The organism is Mangrovibacterium diazotrophicum (genome assembly GCF_003610535.1).
Lineage (GTDB): Bacteria > Bacteroidota > Bacteroidia > Bacteroidales > Prolixibacteraceae > Mangrovibacterium > Mangrovibacterium diazotrophicum.
Window position 1 is genome coordinate 3,056,414 of record NZ_RAPN01000001.1, and the last position, 20,238, is coordinate 3,076,651.

Sequence of the window (20,238 nt, forward strand, 5' to 3'; positions counted from 1 at the left end):
GAAGTTAGGGCTACTCGTATCGTAATGCTTCAACCGGGTTTCGCGTAGCCGCTCTATACGACTGAAATGAAACCGTCAATAAAGCAATTCCCAGCGCCAGAACGCCAGCCAACGCGAAAATCCACCAGCTGAGTTCCGTTTTATAGGCGAAGCTTTCGAGCCATTTCCTCATGGCGTAATAACCAAGCGGACAAGCGATGGCGAAAGCAAGCATGACCGACCTTACAAAACCATTGTTTAGCATCGCTATAATTTCGCCTGTTTTAGCTCCATTTACTTTCCGTATTCCAATTTCCTTTATTCGGTATTCTGAAAGTAAAATTGCCAACCCTAAAACACCAATAACAGATATGAGAATAGACACGATACTAAATAAAGAAATGAGTTGTGCTTGCTTCTCTTCAGCCTTATACATATTATCAAGCTGTTCGTCCATAAACCGATAATTAAATGCATGGTTTTTATCGAATTGGCTATAAACCTCACGAATATGAGCAATTGTGCCAGAGACATCCTTACCCGAAATTTTAACACTAAGTTTATTGTGGCGTGTTTCGGTTAGCCAAAATGCCAATGGAGTAACCTCTTCTCTTAACGAGGCATATTTCATGTCTTTTACAATTCCAATCAGGGTACCGCTAAATCCAAAGCCAGGAATCTGCTTACCGATGGCTTGTTTATCCCATCCAAAGTCTTTCAGAGCGGCCTCATTCATGATGAAATTATTTTCATCTGCTTTAAGATTTTCTGAAAATCCCCTGCCCTCCATAATCTCAAATCCCATGAAATTCATATAGCGTTCATCAACCGGCCAGCAATTGAAATTAATCGTTTTGCCATCGATCTCTCGTCCCCAGCCCATACCAACTCCTCCCGGAATAAACTGAGAAAACGCATAATCGATGATGTCGTTATTCTTTACCAATTCGCTCACAAACGCACTTTCGTGTTCTTGTATAGCCTGCGGAATATCAACAATCACAATATTCTCTTTTGAAAATCCCAGATCATAGTTTTTAAAAAAGCGGACCTGCTTTTCAACAAATAAAACGCTGATAATAAGAAAAATTGAAATTCCGAATTGCAAAACCGTCAATAGCTTTCCTGTAAAATTGCGTTGCTGGCCTCGCGGCAAATTTCGGTCTAATGCTCTTGCCAGCGACCTATTTCCATTCATTCGAGTCTGGATCGAAGCGACAATCGCCCCCAACACGAGGACCAATACCCAGCACAATACAAAGATCCGGACATAATTCCCGAGGCGAAATTCATACGAAAAGATATCTGGCCAAAAATAACATACTCCGGCGCTGAGAAAGATACTCCCGATAAATGACAGGCTAATGATAAACGCAGACTCTCCAATGGACAACATCAACAATCGTTTTGTCGATTCTCCGAGAAATTGACGGACATTGATTGCTTTGCGCTGTTTAGGAGCATTTGCAATGGCAAAGTTCAGGTAGTTGACAAAAGCCATAAATAACAGCAGCAAAGCAACCAAGACCAGCGACCGGGCAAAAAGCAGATTTCCGCTACCCAGCTCTTTGTTAAAATGCTGTTCATTTACCGGCAACAAGCTAAATGAAAAATCGTCTGTTGAATCCTTTTTCCAATCTTTTACAAATTGTGATTGATTCATCTTAAGAATTACTTCCGATAACGAAGCATCCGCCGGTAATTGGTAGTAATGATTAAAACTGTATTCTTCCCAACTAGCAGTCCACGCTGCCGTAGGGAAAGAGCTAAATGCTTCGAATTGTTGAAATGAGCAATTCTGTGGAAGATTATAAAACACGCCCTCAATGATATAAGGTGTTTGAAAGTCGGCATAAATTGTTTTTCCAACAGGATTATCATCACCGAACAGCTTTTTAGCTGCGTTTTCGGAAAGTAGAATACCATCGTTTCCAGCCAGCGATTTCAGTCCCCCATATTTCATGTGCAAATCAAACATTTCTGCAAAAGTGGAATCAACTGCCCGAGTTGAAATATTCACTCCTTCACCGCCACCTTTTTCCAATGAATAAACATTGGGCCCCCAAGCAAACGAACAAAGGGTAGACAATTCCGGTATATTCTCGGCAAAATAATCGGCCATTGGATTTGGCAGCCAATAGTTTGACTCATTCTCTCCATTCTCCTTCGTGTTCAATTCAAGCATATATACCTGCCTGAAATTCTTATTGTACTGATCAAACGTAAATTCATTCCACAGATAAATCGACAATAAAACAAACGAAGCAAACGATACCGACAAACCGATCAGATTGAACAAATTGGTTTGTTTTGATTTGCGAATCGAACTCCAGATTGTCACAAAAAAGTGCCTCATAAAAATTAATCCTTAGGTTAGAATATAGACTTGCTTTTGCTATTCGTATCTCAGTGCCTCAACCGGGTTTCGGGTGGCAGCACGCCAGCTTTGCCAACTCACCGTCAACAGTGCAATTCCCAATGCCAGCAGACCGGCCAGTGCAAAAATCCACCAGCTGAGTTCGGTTTTATAGGCAAAGCCTTCGAGCCATTTGTGCATTAAATACCACGCTATAGGACAGGCCAAAATAAAAGCATAGAGTACCCATTTGAGGTAATTGCTGTTCAGCATGATGATAACTTCCGCTATCCTGGCACCGTTCACTTTCCGGATACCGATTTCACCGGTTCGCTGTGCCGATATTAAAACGGTTAAACCAAATAATCCCAGGGATAGTATGACGATTGCAATGACTGACGCATAAAGGATCGTTTTACTTAAACGCTCTTCTGACTTGTAGCGACTTTCCAATTCTTTGTCCCAAAAGGTGTAGTTCAGGCTTTCCTTGGTATCAATCTTTTTCCACCCGGCTTTAATCGCAGCAATTACCTTGTCGAGATTCTGTGGATTGTATTTTACCAAAACGGAGCTATAACCATTTCCCATGTTGGTTCTTGCATACAAGATCATCGGTTCGATTTTCTCCCGTGAGGTTAAAAACTGGTAGTCATTCACCAAACCGATAATTGTGTATTTACTATTGCCGTCATCCACGATGCGTCCAACCGGAGAAGTATCAAACTTCATTCTCCGCGCAAACTCCTCGTTTACAATGATTGTCTTGTCGCTTTCAACCACGTTACTTTCGGTAAAGTTCCTTCCTGCTAACAAACTTAAATTCAGCGTTGGAATAAAATAATGATCCGCTTTGAATACGTAAGTCGTTAAAACTTCCGACCCGGAAACCTTAAATGTGCGCGTTGAATATCCGTCGAAAAAATCCCGGTTAGTCAGCGAGGCATTTAAAACACCGGTTTCCTTTTGTAGCATGTCTCGCAGAACAGCAGCGGTCGACTGATTCAAATAACGCACATCTACCGAAAGGATGTTCTTCTCCGAAAAACCAAGGGACTTATTCTTTAAATAATTTGTTTGCTTGTTAATGGAAATAGTAGCAATAATCAGCACAATGGTTAACGCATATTGCAAGCCAACAAACACCTGTGATGCCCCTGCTTTTTTCCCTGCAAACAACCTTTTTGTGCTTAAGAGCGTCGGTTTAACCCGTCTGAATATAAAAACAGGGATCAAGCTGGTTAGCACAACCAATAAAACGATTGATAAGATGGCGAACAGAACCAGCGAAGGAATATTGACCAGGTTGAAATAAATCTGGCTTTCAGAAATATGATTGAATACGGGGATCAACACATACCCGAGGATTCCACCCACCAAATAAGAAATGAGTATCGTAATCGAGTTCTCTGTCAGGAACATCTTAAAAATATCGATATTTTTCCCGCCCATCGATTTTCGAACACTGACTTCACCCGCCTTTTTGAAGAACTGCCCAATCGTTAAAATGATATAATTGCTGAATGCAATGAACAAGATAAGCAAAGCCACGATGGTCAGAATCCGCAACTGCGAGCGGCTACCGGTAAGCTGGTACGACGCACCGTCAACCGTATTATCGAGATACAAACTTTTCAACGGCAACGCAAAAGCTCTAAAACAGTCAGATGAATTTTGGAGAAAATTATCCTTTTGAGACTTTTCAATATCCTCTTGATAGAAATCCTTCACCTCGGCGTAAATCAGCTTATTTGCTTGTTCAGGGTCTACTCCTTTTTTCAGTTCGTAGAATAGAATGGAGTTCCCAAAGCCATTATTTGATTCCCAGAAAGAACCCTCATAGTCAAATGGAATCATCGCCTCAAAATCGAGCGTCGAGTTTCTGGGAACATCATCAAGTATCCCCGTGATCGTAAAACTCACATCTTTTATAAAAGTGAAGTCGAGACTCTGCCCGATAAGTTCATCATAGTTCGGGGAATCGTTGCCCGCAATTTTTTGAGCCAATGATTTTGTAATGACGATATCGGTCGGATCGACCAGCAGATCATTGCGGTTCCCTTTTAAAAGATTGAAACTGAACATGTCGAAAAATTCCTGGTTTGCAATACCAAGTTTAACCCCCAGGTTTTTTTCTTCCAGATCCAATTGAGCCATATAACCCATCCGGAAGGGTGTGCAGTGCTCTATTTGAGGAACTCGATCTTCCAGCGCTTTTGCCAGCTCCGGTTTAACCAGGATGTTTGAGCCCCTGGTACCGTCTTTCGAAGTAATTTCATAATTGAGTCGAAAAATCCGGTCCGCATTTTCGTGAAAACGATTATAGGAATGTTCTTGCCCTACAAACAAGAAAATGATCAGCGTACTTGCCAAAGCCATGGAAAGTCCAATTGTCGTTATGGTTACATTTAACCGGTTTCGGTTAATGTTTCTGAGGGCATATTGAATTCTCGTTCTCATCGCTTTTCCTTTAATTATATTTATTCATATCGCAGTGCCTCAACCGAGTCTCGCGTGACAGCTTTTAGGATTACCCGGAAACCATGATTAAGGCAATCAAAATCACGAATAATCCAAAAGAATTTTATCTCCAATCAAATTTAGTAATCAATAAGTTTCGAAAACCGTACCGAAAACATATAAATCTGAAAAACAACACCATGCAAAATAGAATAGCCCTGAAATGTCAAAATTATTGACAACTTCTGTCTAAATATTTACCAAAATAATCTCAATCAGGATAGCCATGATTGTCGGATTTTCTGGATTAATATTTCCGGATTATCCCCTTAATTCGAGGCTTGCAGGACAGAAGCGAACAAGTAAACATCGCCCTATTCGATAGATTGCGGGTTAAATCATCATCAATTTTAGTAGCCATACTCATTCAATTAAAATCTTGTTTATCCCTTCATCCCGTAAATCCTGATTCAGACTTATTATTCGTACCGCAAGGCCTCCACCGGGTTTCTAGTGGCAGCCTTCCAGCTTTGCCAGCTCACCGTCAGCAGTGCAATTCCCAATGCCAGCAAGCCAGCCAAAGCAAAAATCCACCAACTGAGAGTGGTTCTATAAGCGAAGCTTTCGAGCCATCGGTGCATAGCGTACCAGCCAATTGGAACAGCAATCAGAAAAGCGATGAGTACCGACTTCATAAAATCGGTATTCAGTAAAATCATGACTTCACTCGTCTTAGCCCCGTTAATTTTTCGAATACCAATTTCCTTGATTCGGGCAACAGACATGTGCCAAACCATTGAAAACAGGCTCAGAATCCCCAAAATGATTGACAGCAGCGCAAACTCCCGAAGGCTTCGCTCCACCGAACTTTCCTGCGCAAACTGCTGATTGTAGAAATTGTCCAACCAGAAGTAATCGAACGAAAAATTGGGGAAGGTCTTTTCAAAGCGTTCGCCAACTTCCGCCAGCAGGGCAGTTTTATCAATATTCGGATAAACCTCGAGCGTGTATCGGCCGACCATAATCTTTTGCGTCCAGTCCAGCAGGATTACTGGTCCGGGAGCTTCTTTGACCGACGTAAAGTTGAAGTCCTCACAAACACCGGCCACACGGGTTTCAATATTGTCCAGCCCGCTTTCGTCACCGAGAGCCAGATTTTGGCCAATTACTTCTTCCGCATTCGAGTAGCCTAACTGATGTAAACAGGTTTCGTTCAGAATACATCCCTTCGCCACCTTTTCAGCCCCGTTCCAACCTTGGTCAAAAAAGCTTTCACCGGCAATCATCTTCATACGATAGGCGTTCACAAAGTTTCGGTTAGCCAGAAATACAGCTGTCTTTACCGAACTACCACTTTGCCCGTCCGAAACATTGAAGTTGAACGAAGGTACATCGCCCGGAACTATGTTCGAAATTGACAAACTTTTTACTGCCGGGAGTTTGGTAAGTTCCTGCTCAAAAGCTTCAAGATTTACAAAACGCTTGTTATCACGCCACAGGTTTGCAGGCGATTTGATGACCAGTTTATTCGTAACATCAATTCCGGCATCGCGCGTTTTCAGGTAGTCCAGTTGCTTTTGGATCCCAACAATCGAGGTCAACAGGAATACAATAATCACAAATTGAACGACCGTGAGTAACTGCCGGTAGGAATAGCCGGAGCTATAATTCAACTTTTGCCGGGACAGCAACGACAATGATTTCTTACGGTAAATGGATAATAAGATGATTGTTGGATTGAGAATAACACTGGCCCCAAAAACCAACGCCACTCCCATCCAAAATCTTGCGGATAGGCTACTCAGATCAGTTTCCTGCAACAGCGAAAACCGGACACTTTTGAGTAACGTGTACGTGATCAGAAACAAGACCACTGCTGCCAGGTGAATCAATACCGACTCTACCAGGAAGATCCGGAACAACGCAGCCGGCTTTGCACCAAAAACCTTCCGGACGCCATATTGTACCGAGTTTTTGAGGATGCGCGTGTGCGAAAAATAAATGTAGTTGAAGCCAGAAATCACCAGTATATAAATACTGATTAACCTTAAAATTGACAGGTAGTCGCCTCGGATATTGGGCTCAATTTCGTTTTTTAAATGCGATTGAGTATGAATGCTCGTCAGTGGTTGCAAATTGAAGGAATAGCGACTCCGGGAATCTTTCATGTCGTTTTGGTTGTGCTCGAGCGAAACCTGAGACATGGCATCCTCGATCTTCCGAATATCTGCCGACGGATTCAACTTCAGGTAGGTATAAAAAGCAAACTCTCCCCAATTTTCCTTCAGTGGCGGCGGCAAATGCATGTTATCGTGAAACGACAACAACATGTCGGCATGGAAATGCGAATTCGCCGGCAAGTCTTTGAAAACAGCCTCAACCTCGATATGCCCACCCGGATATTGTAGAATGCTTTTGCCAATCGGATCTTCTCCCGGGAAGTATTTTTGGGCAAAGCTTTCGGAAATGATGACAGTATAAGGTTTGGTCAGCAAGTTTTTCACATCACCCTGCAGCGGCTGAATATTGAAAATTTGCAAAAAACTATTGGAGCAGTGATAAGCCTTGTCGTCGGTAAAAGCTTCGTCGCCAATCTTGAAATGATCTTCGACAAGACCACATAGGTACCCGGTCATCTCAACCTCGGAATACTTTTCCTTCAGCGTTTCGCCCAACGCCCGCTGACAACGTGGTTGACTAACCGTCAGTACGTTGTCAGTGTATGCCGACGATACAACCCGATAAATATTCTGATAGCCGGGAATCTGCCGGTCAAACGACTGGTGATAACTGACACGGGCCGAAATCAAGATGTAAGTTGTCAATCCAACGAACAGCGAAAAGACCAGCAACAACGTCGTTCTTTTGTTCTTATTTATCAATCGCAGGATCTGTTTTATTGTATACATCGCTATTGGTTTTTATAATTATACCGCCATCCCGAAAAATCGGAATCAAACGGATTTCTATTCGACTCGCAAAACTTTTAGTCAGGGCTTCACTTTAAGTGAAACTCTGACTACTCATATCGCAATGCTTCCACCGGGTTTCGTGTAGCCGCCTTCCAGCTTTGCCAGCTCACGGTCAGCAGGGCAATCCCCAATGCCAGCAAACCAGCCGAAGCGAAAATCCACCAACTGAGTTCGGTTTTGTAGGCAAAGCTTTCGAGCCATCGGTGCATGGCGTACCAGGCAACGGGCATCGCAATCACAAAAGCGATCGCTACCCAACGAACAAAGTCGTTGTTGAGCATGATGAGTATTTCTGATATTTTGGCTCCATTGACTTTTCGGATGCCGATCTCTTTCACCCGAACTTTGGAGGCAAACCGAGCCAGCGCATAGAGTCCCATGGAGGCAATAAAAATCGTTAGCAGTGCCAGCAGCAGATAGATTCGTCCAAAATTGACATCTGCCTGGTAAGCTGCCTGGTAATTTTCATCCAAAAATGAAAAATGATATTCTTCCTGTGGATACAATTTCCGCCACAAATCGCTAACGGCTGCAATAGTCGCAGCTTGACCGGTTGGTGCAATTTTGATAAAGTAGTAACCGACGGTGCGGTTCCAATCAAGGCTATTGAAAAACAATGCCGGCTTAATTGCTTCGCGCAGCGAAAGCTGGTGATGATCCCCGACAACCGCCACAATACGTCGCGGCATACCATCAACCTGCAAAAACCGGTTCACCGCTTCTGCCGGACTCAAACCGATCTGCCGGCAAGCCGACTCGTTCAAAATGACTTCGCGACCATCTTTTTTCGACTCAACATTAAAAAGCGAACCTGCCACCGTCTGCATATCGAAGAAGTCGAAATAATTGTAGTCGACATGGGCCATGGCAAACGGGAACTTGCTTTCCTCACCATCCTGCAACCAAACCCGGTCGCTGGATCGGTGATAGTCGCTGCCGGCAACAATCTCGCCAGTGGTGAAGGCTTTCACGCCCGGTATCTTCTGAACTTCGTTGCGGAAAGTTTCCAGCTTGGTCCACTCGTCCGGCTTCTTAATCATCGTCATTGGGCTGAACGAAACCATGGTCTGCTCCATGTTCATCCCGGTCGAGCTCTTTTCCATAAACTGAAGCTGCTTGAAGATCGAAATCGTTCCAATGATCAAAAAGATGGAAACCGCAAACTGAAAAACAACCAATGCCCGGGTAGAATGAACACCACCTCCTCTGGCTGTAACTTTCAGACTGGCATTGGCCTGCACTAAACGCCGCTCCAAAAACAGAAAGGGATAAATCGATCCCAGCAATGTTCCTGAAACGATCAGCCCAAAAAGTATCGTGAGAATAGTCCCAAACGTTGTCGGGAAAAATTCAAAACCCGCAATAAGGCAGCCATGTCTCAGGCAAATTACTGCCGGCAGAAAACTAATTGCCCCGGCAATCAGGTTGAAAACAAAAGCCTCCAACAACACCGTCAAATAAAACACCCGCCGGTTGGCTCCCAAAACACGGTGTATTCCCCGGCTTTGCAGCTGGCTCATTGATGAAGCCACCGCAATGTTCGCATAATTCAGTAGCGAAGTAATGATCAACAAAAAGCCAATCAGCGCAAAAGCCCAAAGCCTCACACGACTTCCATTGACAAACATTTCGCCTTCTTTACTTTCAGCCAAATGAATATCGGGAACGCCCTTGAAACTAAATTGAATGGTTTCGTTATTCGCCACGAACTGCCCAACACAAGGAGCAATTGCTGCAGCGTATTTTTGCTCGACTAGCTTAATGTCGCTTCCTTCTTTCAGCCGAACATAGGTGTAACCACGTGTTCCTCTCCACTGCGATTCAGAATAGGGATCGGCCACCGTAAATGAAGACAGGCGGCTATTATCGAGCATGCCGGTTGTATAATCGAAATTGCGCATGTAATACAAGAGTGCTTTCCGCTGAAGAATGAGGTCGAACTTGATATGGCTGCTCTCAGGTACATCGTCAAAAACAGCCACTACATTGTACTCCCAACCTTCATTCAGCTTGAAGGATTGCCCAAGCGGATCTGCGGTTCCGAATAACTTTTCTCCAAGCGAACGACTGATAATCGCATTGTGAATATCTCCAAAGATTTGCTCCGGATTTTCGCTCCGTAATGGTCTCGGGAACACCTTGAAAAAGGACGAATCGGTGAAAAACATATTGACGTTCTGAACGCTGGCTGTTGGCGTAAAAACCGTGATAATATCTTTGTCCAGGTGTGTGGCAGCCGCGATCTCAGGCAACTCATTCCGAAGCACTGGCCCCACACCATTAAAATTTCGTGCGGTATTCGTCAATTCGTTGCCGGCGGCCCTGCGTTGCAACTCCACCCGATACATGTTATCAGCTTCATCCCAAAACCGATCGTAGCTTTTCTCCGAGATGATCCAAACAGCAATGAACAAAAAGGCAATCATGCCAATGCTCAAACCCTGCAGGTTGATCAGGAAGTTGGTTTTACTGCTCCAAATTCGCCGGAATATAAAGTTGATCAATACGTTCATTTCAGTTAGGTTAATTAGTTGTTATTCGTAGCGCAATGCTTCCACCGGATTTCGTGTAGCTGCCCGCCAGCTTTGCCAACTCACCGTTAGTAAGGCAATCGCTAAAGCCATTAGGCCCGCCAGTGCAAAAATCCACCAGCTGAGTTCGGTTTTATAAGCGAAGTTTTCGAGCCATCGGTGCATGGCGTACCAGGCAATCGGAATGGCAATAATAAAGGCGATGCCTACCCACAAAAGAAAGGATCGGTTCAGCATATTCATGACCTCGGATACGCGGGCCCCATTCACTTTTCGGATGCCAATTTCCTTGGTTTTCTGCCGGGTTTGCATCACAGCCACGTTAAAAAGTCCCATCAACGAGATCAGGAAAATCACGACTGTAAAAACCTTGATTAACTTACTCTTGGCATAGTCGTCGTTGTACAACATTTTCACCCGATTATCGAGAAACTGCATATCGAAAGGTTCATCTTTGTAAAAAGATTTCCAAACTTGCTGTACCCCTTCTACCGCAGTTGTAAGCTTGGCATTCGCTTTCAGCCTCACATTCATATAACCGACTTTTTGCGCATCGAGAAAAAACAGCAAAGGTTCCGTTTGGTTATGCAGCGAGTTGAAACTTACGTCTTTCAATACACCGACAATGGTAACGCCTTCAATTTGTTGACCTGCAATGGGCGGAGTAAGTCCGCAAAAGTCAACGGCTGCTTCGTTCACAATTACCGACTTAAAATTATCATCGGCACGGCTTACATCGAAGTTACGACCTTCAGCCAACTCCATCTTCATTAGTGGAATGTAATCGTAGTCGATGCCCATGCTATTGACAATTTTCGACACCTTTTTTCCATCCCGGTCAATCTCGAAATGTAAACTTCCCAGCACTTCGCCGGGCGAGTGTGCGGAAAAAGCAGCAGACTCGACATACGGATTTCGCTCCAACTCCTGCTTCAGCGACGCTACTGCCTGTGTCGTGCAAATGGTTTTATTCAACTTCAGTAAAACCACATTATTCTGATCGAATCCCATATCGCTTTTCGTCAGGAAGTCCAGCTGCTTGGTTATGGTCAGTGCGGCAATCAACAAAATGATGGACAAAGAAAATTGCACGACGGTGGATATGCGGCCAAAGTTTAGCTGCCCTTTATTTGTGTTCGACAGCTCTCGACTGACAAGCAACTTCAGCCCGGACTTTTTCGCCTGATTAAAATACGGAATGAATGATGCCAGCAAAGCAAGCCCAATTAGTAGAACAGCCGATAATCCGATGATCGTTACTATCGATAGCGGGGCAGCATGAATGATCGAAACTTCGGCGAACAGCGGCAAAGAAATCCAGTACAGCATGCCGCCAAAAACCAGTGCTACAGAAAGAACGAGCACCGAATTCATTAAAAACTGCAGGTAGATTCCCAATTGATTAGCACCGTTGATTTTTCGAATACCGATGGATTTCGACTGTACCAGGTTTTGCGAAACCAGCAAGTTGGTGTAGTTGATAAAGGCCGTCAACAGCACGAAAAACGCAATGACGATAAAAATATACGAGTAAGTTCGACTTCCTTTCGGATAATCGTAACTCATGTTTCGCGAAAAATGCAAATCCTTCAGCGGAATAGCAACCGGTTCAAACGTCGCATTGATCGCCTTTCCAAAGGTTGCCATGTACTTTTCGTAGAAAGGCTGAAAGTTATCGGTTATGTCCTGAATTTTTGCGTGCGGATGCAAGAGCACAAACACATAGCTAACCGGCATCCAATAGGCTTCCGAGAGTTTTATCGCCGGAATTCCGGACAAGTCGCTCCACTGATTACCCATCGAAAATAAGACATTGAGTTTGTGATGTGCATTTTCAGGACTATCTGTAACGACACCCGCAACAGTGAGTGGCTGTCCGTCACGAATGACCGTTTTCCCAATAGGGTCGTCCGTCCCGAAAAATTTGTGACTCAAACTTTCGCAAAGAACAATTTCATTTGGATTACGAAGTGCCTGTTGCGGATTGCCGTAAATGAAATGAAAGCTGAAAACATCAAACACCGTCGAGTCGGCAGTGTATGCTTCCTCAACTTCAAATATCTTCTCATCGGCTTCAAGCTTCACCGCCTGATGAACCGGAACTAGGCGGGTGAAATTCTCAACAGCCGGAAATTCGCTTTTCAGCCCTGGCCCCATCAGCGGACCAAGCACAGCGTGCGTCATCGTGTTTTCAGCGGCCACAATATCGCCACTGATCCGGTAAATGCGATCAGCCTTCTGGTTGTGACTGTCGTAGCCCATTTCAAAACTCAGGGTCGAATAGATGTGGAAAATGGCTGCAAAAGCGATCGCCAAGCCAATCAGGCTAATGGCAATATTATTCTTCCGCTTCAGCAGATTATGGATGGCTAGTTTGATATAGATTTTTTTCATGGCTTTGGTTTTTTTGAGACTGATGCAACGTTCATCAAGTCAAATTCAGCCTAAATTCTTCCGGCTCTCTACCCCACGCTCAGCAACACTACAGCAACACTTCGCCCAGCTGCTTTTTCACTTCTTCGGTAATAATCTGGCCGTCGAACAGGTTGACAACACGGTGAGCAAATTCAGAGTCGTGCAGCGAGTGGGTCACCATCACGATGGTCGTTCCCTCCCGGTTAAGTTCCGTGAGCAGGTTCATCACCTCCAAACCGTTTTTCGAGTCGAGGTTACCGGTTGGCTCATCCGCCAAGATCAGTTTCGGATTGGCTACCACTGCGCGGGCAATAGCCACGCGTTGCTGCTGCCCCCCCGATAGCTGTTGCGGGAAGTGTTTGCGCCGGTGGCTGATTTTCATGCGCTCGAGTACTTTCTCCACCATCTCCTTGCGCTCGCTGGCTTTCAGTTTCAGGTAGATTAGTGGCAACTCAACATTTTCGTACACATTCAATTCGTCAATCAGGTTGAAGCTTTGGAACACGAAACCGATGTTGCCCTTCCGCAACTGCGTACGATTTCGTTCTTTCAGCTTGCCAACTTCCTGGCTGTCGAAATAATACTCGCCGCCCGAAGGATTATCGAGCAGACCGATGATATTGAGCAAGGTTGACTTGCCACAACCCGACGGCCCCATGATGGCTACAAACTCGCCTTTCTGGACATGCAGACTCACTTGATTCAACGCACTGGTTTCAATCTCTTCCGTGCGAAATACTTTGGTTAGGTTGACTGTTCGTATCATAGCTGTAATGGCATAGAGCAAAGAGCTTGGGGCAAAGGGCACAGAGTCCAACCGCCGTTACTCAATTACTCAGTTTTTAATATTGCTTTTCTAAAATTTGTAATCTTTTTACTGAGGATTTCCATCTCCTCCAGAATCTCGTCAAGTTTCGTTTTTTCAATAAATCCCCTCCGATAAGCGACTATTGAAATGTTGGCTGTTTCAAAAACAGAACGACGGGCTATATTTAAGAAGTTGGCAAAGTCCTTCGACGAAAAGGAGCCGGAACCTTCTGCGATATTGTTTGAAATACTCAAGGATGCCGCTCTCAGTTGTTCTGCCACCCGAAAGCTCTTTGCATCCGACATCGCTTCAGCTAAATCCGAAAGTTTATCGTTCAATCCAACTGCATCCTTCCAGATCTCCAAATCCATAAATCTAAAGTGAGCCATAAGTTTATGTTTTATATTGCAATAATTCAAACTCCTCGCTCTAACCCTTACCTCCTCGCCCCAAGCACTTTGCTCCTACCTAAACACGATTTTATCGTTGTTTCCAAACAGCTCGTAGCTCGAGGTGATTACTTGCTCGCCAGGCTGAAGTCCTTCCAGCACTTCGTAATACTGTGGATTTTGCTTGCCAATCCGAATAGAACGTTTCACGGCCTCAGTGCCGTTTTCATTCAGCACAAAAACCCACTGTCCTCCGGTACTTTGGAAAAATCCGCCACGCGACAGCAACAGGGCACTTTCACTTTGACCGAGTTCCAGCTTCACGTGATAGGTCTGTCCCGCGCGAATATTTTCGGGCGTGTCACCATCAAATATCAGATCGATTTCAAACTGGCCGTCACGAACTTCCGGGTACACTTTTTTGACAATCATCCGGTAATTTACACCATTTCTTTCGAACGAGGCTGCCAAATCGCGACGAACCCGGTCGATGTAATGCTCATCAATTTTGGCTTTCACTTTAAAGCTGGTCAGCACGTGAATCATCCCGATCCGTTGTCCCTGCGAAATAGATTGCCCGATCTCGGCATCCAACATCCCCAACTGCCCGTCGACGGGTGCTTTCACGTTCAGGTTGTCCAATCGTTCCCGAACCAGTCCAAGCATTTGACGCATCTTAAGTAAGTCGGTCTCCAAGGTCTTCATCGATGTCAACTGAATCAGCGAATCGTTCTTCGCCTTCTGCTTGTTAATTTCCAGCAACTTCACTTCGTAGTTGTAATCCTCTTTCGCTTGCAGGTAATCTTCTTTCGAAATCAACTCCTCTTTATACAATTTCTCGTATTGTTCGTAAGTCCTTTTTTTACGTGTCAACCGATACTCGTTATCCAGAATATTTCGTCGACTCGAAATCAACTCCGTCTCAAAGTTGATGCGGGTTTGGCGCAGGTAGTTTTCCTTTTCTGCCAGGTCGGTCTCGCTGTTCAGGATGGTTTGATAAAGTTGCCGGTTTTCCAGCCGGAGGATTATGTCGCCTTCCTTCACCATCGAGCCCTCTTCAATCAAGCGCTCTTTTACACGGCCACCTTCTTCGGCGTCGAGGTAAATCGTGGTAATTGGTTCAACCTGGCCAATGATCGTGATGTAATCGTTGAACTGGCCATTTTCAACCGAGCTGATCGTCAGCTTGTCCCGCTCGGCCCGAAAAACCGAGTCGTGACTGGCAAAAAGGATTTGGTAAAGCAACAGCAGCAACACCAGTACCCCTGCTCCCCAAAGCAGGTGCTTGGGTCTCAATCCCTTTTTCTTCTCTATAACGCGATCCATTGACATATGCTAAAGTTTCAAGTTTTTAGTTCTAAGTTTCAAGTTGGGCACTCTTCGTCCCATGCGCTTACCGCCCCGCTATTCTTCTTCCCAGAAGCGATTGCCTTTATAAAATTCAATCACTTTATCTTTCATGATAAACTGAAGCCGAGCCAGCAGGCGCGATGCTTTTACTTCGGCCAAGCGGTTTTTCACCGTCAGCAAATCGATGACATTCATGATTCCTTCGTCGTACTTGCGTTGCGCTACCCGGTAAGCGAGTTCTTCAGCTTCGTATTGTTTGCCGGTTTGCGTGTATTGTTGAAACAGCGCATCCAATTCGCGACTGTTATTCATCAACTCGTAATACACGGCCTGCCGGTAAGTTTCCAATTCGGTCTGCGCCTGCTCCCGTTCCAGCTTCGCCTGCTGCACATTGCTTCGCAACTGGTTTTTGGCGAAAATCGGAATTGACAAGGATGCCCCGACATATTGCCCCAGGTTATTATCAAGCTGTGTGCGAAACGGGATGATGTTTCCACCAGCATCCAGATCGGTTTCGGAATAACTACTACCAACCGACGCTTTTAATGACAGTGCCGGCACGTATTGCCCGCGGGTAATGGCGACTTGTTTATTCGCGGCATTCAGCTGGGCTTCGGCAATTTTCACATAAGCAGACTGCGCCACATAAGCCTCGTAGAGCGAGTCAGCGTCAGATTGGTTATCGAAAAAAAGCAGCGAATCAGCATTGTTCTGCACGTCAATCGACTGCCCGACTGGCAGATTTAAATACTGTACAAGCATCAGGCGGGATTCCTCAACTTTATTTTCCGCCTGCATCTGGTTCAGCTTTTCCTTCTCGTAAGTAGCCTGCATCTCTGCCAGATCCGTTTTGGCTTTGAGGCCTGTTTCTATCAGTTTTTCGGTTTTCTCAACATTGTATTCCGACAACTCCAGTTGCTCGCGGGCGATCTCTACCAAACCCTCATAATAAACTACATTGTAATAGGCAGTCATCACATTGAAGGCTAAATCGTCAGCGTGATTCACGCGTTGCCAACGTTCAGCTTCGCGCATGTACCGGGCATAGCCAATTTTATTTTGAAGAACGAAGCCCTGGAAAACAGCCACACTCGCTCCCAAATCGAAAGAGCTGCTGAAGTAATCGGTATTGACCACATCGTAGGTAGTTTGATCGACTGACCGACCATAGCTAATTCCTGCGCCCGACGATGCCGATATGGAAGGAAGCAGATTCAGCTTAGCCTGCCGCGACGAAATAACCGACGACTGTTCGCTCAACTGGTATTGGTAATGCTCCAGGTTGTTTGCAACGGCATGCTGAATGCATTGCTTCAAACTCCAGGGCTCGGCTGCTTGCATCGCTACCGGCAGGCAACCGAGACTCAGAGCAAATAAGATGGATTTGGTTCGATTCATAATTCAATCATTCAGTTTAACTGTATCGAGAACAGTGCCAAAATCATAACCAACTGGTTTTCTATCATCTAACTTTCAAGAGCGTCATTTCTCGTCAAATATATTGACAATCGCCTGTCAACTATTTTTACAGTTTCCGGGCACTCATTTGACCGCCCAAAAGTCTTCATCGGTCATCCAACTTTCAATTTCCAGCTCGCAGTCATTTTCTGCCACTTGGTAATTTTGAAAGTAAAGGTCAGAATTCATCCAGCTTTCCAGGTTCAACTCAGGTTCGGCTGCTTCTTCAATATTGAAACTTGAAAAGAACCCGGCGTCCGTCATCCAGCTTTCAATTTCCAAATCCTGATCGCTCTCTTCGTTCAATTCAAAGTTTGCGATTTCAGTGTTTGTGGTTGCCGGTGTCTCGTCCAATTTTTCATTTTCTGCAACCATAATGCGAGCCATTTCGCCCATGCTGCTGTAACTTAAAAGCTTTTGCCAATCGTCCTGTCCAAACAGTACAAAACTGAATAACACCATGCTGGCTGCCAAAGCACCAATCCGCAAAATGTGATTTCGAAACTGGCTGCCTGAATTGTTTCGTTTGTAAATTGTTGTTTTCATTGTCTTGTCTCCTTGTTTCTTTTGTTTCTGATGTTTCCGGTTTCTGAAGCCGGTGTACCAAATGCATATCCAAGGCAATACCAAAACGACAAACAATTGACAACCTGAAACTTAACCCAGACACGCAAAATCGTCTTGTAAAATATATTGACAAAAAAGTGTACTATTTTTTTACACATTATTGAATCCAATCTGACCATAGTCTAACTTTGAAAGAAAAAATGCCGAAAGGGAATATTCTGATTGTCGACGACAATAAAAGTGTACTCAGTGCGCTCGACTTTTTGTTGACGCCCGAGTTTGACAAGGTTGAATGTCTTTCATCGCCCAACCAACTGGTGAGTGAGTTGCGCAAAAGCTGCTATCACCTGGTGTTGTTGGATATGAACTTTAAAGCCGGCGTGAACACCGGCAACGAAGGCATTTACTGGCTGAACCAGATCAAGGAAAATCATCCGGAAATTTCAGTGGTACTCATCACAGCCTACGGCGATGTTGAACTGGCAGTGAAAGCCCTGAAATCGGGAGCCACCGACTTCATTTTAAAACCCTGGGACAATACCAAACTGCTGGCGACGGTCCGTTCCGCTGTTCAATTGAGCATGTCGCGCAACCAGGTAAAAAGCCTGCAGCAAAAAGAGAAAGAGCTGAAAAAGGTGATTAACAAGGAAGACAATTTCATTATCGGCTCATCGCCCGAATTGATGCATGTGCTGAACATTGTTCGCAAGGTTGCCAAAACCGACACCAATGTGCTGATCACCGGAGAAAACGGCACCGGGAAAGAATTGATCGCCCGCGAAATTCACCGCCTGTCGAACCGCAACAACGAAATGCTGGTAAGTGTGGACATGGGAGCCGTGAGTGAGTCGCTGTTTGAAAGCGAGCTGTTTGGCCACGTAAAAGGTGCTTTTACCGATGCACGCGACAACCGAACCGGCAAGTTCGAAGTGGCCAATAAAGGCTCGTTATTCCTGGATGAAATCGGAAACCTGTCGTTCCACCTGCAGGCCAAATTACTGGCAGCGCTTCAAAACCGCGAAATTACCCGTATCGGTTCCAACCAGCCCATTCCCGTGGATATCCGCCTGATTTGCGCCACCAACAAAAACCTGCCCGAGCTGGTCGAAAAAGGATTGTTCCGCGAAGACCTCCTGTACCGGATCAACACCATTCAGATCGAAATTCCGCCACTGCGTGATCGCGGAAACGACATCCTTGTTTTGGCCGATTTCTTCCTGAAGAAATATGCCTGGAAATACGACAAACAATCGCTGAAGCTAAACAACCAAGCCCAGGAAAAACTACTGAAATACAACTGGCCGGGAAATATCCGCGAGCTGGAGCACAGTATTGAAAAAGCTGTAATTTTAGGTGAGAACAACGTGCTAAAAGCGGACGACTTTTTCCTGCGCCCTGTTACCGGGATCAAAAGCGACGCGGATACGCTGAAACTGGAAGACATGGAAAAACGCCTGATATTGGCAGCACTTGACAAAAGTCCCGGCAACATCAGTGCTGCGGCTGACATGCTGGGAATAACCCGTCAAACCTTGTACAACAAAATGAAAAAATTCGGACTCTGATGTTTCGATCTTACCGGTTTCAAGTTGGTCTAAAAGCAGCGCTGGTCGCTGCGTGGGCTTTCGCCCTGAGTTGGTCGGTTTTCACTGGTCAGCACATCCTGTGGTCTGTTTTGCTCGGCGTTGCCTTACTATTTCAGATCGGTCATCTCATTCATTACCAAAACCAGGTGACGGAGCGCATCAACTACTTCTTCGAGTCGATCAAAAATGAAGACTTCAGCCAAAACTTCGAACCGCGTGATAAAAGTGCCATCATCCGGAGCCTGCACCAAAATATGCAGCTGATTAACGAATACATTCAGGAGGTGAAGATCGACTCGCAGCAGCAGGAACACTATTTCCGAGCGCTGATTGAACAGGTCGGTACCGGCATTCTGTCCTTCAACGAAAAAGGTTTTGTGCTGCATGCCAATCAAAGTCTGAAAAAACTGTTTGGCTTGGAGCAGCTTACCCACCTGAAGCAATTGGAAAAAGTGGACGAAAAACTGGCACAAATGCTCCAGCAGATTCAACCCAACGAACAAAAACTGGTGCAATACACCGGCAAACAGGGAACCACAACTTTACTGATTAAATCGGGAGCCTTTAAAAACCAAAACGACCACCTTCGGCTACTTTCAATACAAGACATTAACCGCGAGCTGGACGAAAAAGAACTGGATTCGTGGTTAAAACTGATTCGCGTGCTCACCCACGAAATCATGAACTCCATTGCACCGGTTACCTCGCTATCCGAAAGCCTGAGCAACTACTACCAAAAGGACGGCGAGCCAATCCCGACCACGGAAGTGAGCGACAAACTGATCCAAAATACCATCCGCGGATTGGACATTATTAAAGAACAAGGCAAAGGTTTGATCAACTTCGTGGAGTCGTACCGCAAATTCACCCGCCTGCCCAAGCCCGAGAAAAAACTGGTCTCGGTATCGGACCTGTTGGAGAAAACGGCACTGCTTCGCCGCGCCGCCCTCCCCGACGATCATACCCGTATTACCGTTAAACGTCCATCGGAAAAACTGCTGGTTTTGGCTGATGAAAAACTGATCTCGCAAGTACTGATTAATCTGGTCAAGAATGCCGTTGAAGCGCTGGACAAACAGGAAACCGGCGAGATTGAACTGATTGGCCGGGAAACCTCATCGGGACAGGTCGAAATTGTAGTTCGCGACAACGGCCCGGGCATTCCACCCGATTTGATGGAAGAAATTTTTGTGCCCTTTTTCACCACCCGCGAAAACGGCTCCGGCATCGGACTAAGCTTGTCGCGCCAAATTATGCGTCTGCACGGTGGAAGCCTGAAAGCCAGTTCAGTTCCCGGCCAGGAAACCAGTTTTACGCTTCGCTTCGGCTAGCCCAAACCTGATATCCATCCATCTTTCAAAAAGAACAGA

Annotated in this window: 12 protein-coding genes; 2 read left to right on the forward strand and 10 right to left on the reverse strand. The window is 45.2% G+C overall.

Annotated features, from left to right (window positions below):
* Nucleotides 1-10: 10 nt before the first annotated feature.
* The 10 genes from BC643_RS12035 to BC643_RS12080 all read right to left on the reverse strand — a co-directional run bounded on the left by BC643_RS12035 (nucleotide 11) and on the right by BC643_RS12080 (nucleotide 17,261).
* Nucleotides 11-2,335 carry an ABC transporter permease gene (locus BC643_RS12035; protein WP_120273322.1) on the reverse strand — a complete coding sequence of 775 codons (2,325 nt, stop codon included), beginning with the start codon at nucleotides 2,333-2,335 and terminating at the stop codon, nucleotides 11-13.
* A 39-nt stretch (nucleotides 2,336-2,374) separates the two neighbouring features.
* On the reverse strand, nucleotides 2,375-4,792 hold the full coding sequence (locus tag BC643_RS12040; protein ID WP_120273323.1) for an ABC transporter permease: 2,418 nt from the start codon (nucleotides 4,790-4,792) through the stop codon (nucleotides 2,375-2,377).
* A gap of 479 nt (nucleotides 4,793-5,271) precedes the next feature.
* On the reverse strand, nucleotides 5,272-7,701 hold the full coding sequence (locus BC643_RS12045; protein WP_120273324.1) for an ABC transporter permease: 2,430 nt from the start codon (nucleotides 7,699-7,701) through the stop codon (nucleotides 5,272-5,274).
* Between the two features lie 110 nt (nucleotides 7,702-7,811).
* The gene (locus tag BC643_RS12050; RefSeq protein ID WP_120273325.1) at nucleotides 7,812-10,277 is read right to left on the reverse strand and encodes an ABC transporter permease; all 2,466 of its coding nucleotides are present in this window, start codon (nucleotides 10,275-10,277) and stop codon (nucleotides 7,812-7,814) included.
* 21 nt (nucleotides 10,278-10,298) lie between these two features.
* Complete coding sequence (locus BC643_RS12055) at nucleotides 10,299-12,689, reverse strand: ABC transporter permease (protein ID WP_120273326.1); 2,391 nt, start codon at nucleotides 12,687-12,689, stop codon at nucleotides 10,299-10,301.
* A gap of 88 nt (nucleotides 12,690-12,777) precedes the next feature.
* On the reverse strand, nucleotides 12,778-13,476 hold the full coding sequence (locus BC643_RS12060; protein WP_120273327.1) for an ABC transporter ATP-binding protein: 699 nt from the start codon (nucleotides 13,474-13,476) through the stop codon (nucleotides 12,778-12,780).
* A gap of 65 nt (nucleotides 13,477-13,541) precedes the next feature.
* Complete coding sequence (locus BC643_RS12065) at nucleotides 13,542-13,907, reverse strand: four helix bundle protein (protein ID WP_120273328.1); 366 nt, start codon at nucleotides 13,905-13,907, stop codon at nucleotides 13,542-13,544.
* 75 nt (nucleotides 13,908-13,982) lie between these two features.
* Nucleotides 13,983-15,233 (reverse strand): efflux RND transporter periplasmic adaptor subunit, encoded by a 1,251-nt coding sequence (locus tag BC643_RS12070; protein WP_120274256.1) that lies wholly within the window; start codon nucleotides 15,231-15,233, stop codon nucleotides 13,983-13,985.
* Nucleotides 15,234-15,311: 78 nt separating this feature from the next.
* The gene (locus BC643_RS12075) at nucleotides 15,312-16,655 is read right to left on the reverse strand and encodes a TolC family protein (protein ID WP_120273329.1); all 1,344 of its coding nucleotides are present in this window, start codon (nucleotides 16,653-16,655) and stop codon (nucleotides 15,312-15,314) included.
* 144 nt (nucleotides 16,656-16,799) lie between these two features.
* Complete coding sequence (locus BC643_RS12080; RefSeq protein WP_147377212.1) at nucleotides 16,800-17,261, reverse strand: hypothetical protein; 462 nt, start codon at nucleotides 17,259-17,261, stop codon at nucleotides 16,800-16,802.
* Between the two features lie 221 nt (nucleotides 17,262-17,482).
* On the opposite strand from BC643_RS12080, the gene BC643_RS12085 reads away from it, so the two are divergent.
* The gene (locus tag BC643_RS12085; RefSeq protein ID WP_120274257.1) at nucleotides 17,483-18,847 is read left to right on the forward strand and encodes a sigma-54-dependent transcriptional regulator; all 1,365 of its coding nucleotides are present in this window, start codon (nucleotides 17,483-17,485) and stop codon (nucleotides 18,845-18,847) included.
* Complete coding sequence (locus BC643_RS12090; protein WP_245994928.1) at nucleotides 18,847-20,199, forward strand: sensor histidine kinase; 1,353 nt, start codon at nucleotides 18,847-18,849, stop codon at nucleotides 20,197-20,199. The genes BC643_RS12085 and BC643_RS12090 overlap by 1 nt, the downstream gene beginning before the upstream one ends.
* Nucleotides 20,200-20,238 lie beyond the last annotated feature (39 nt).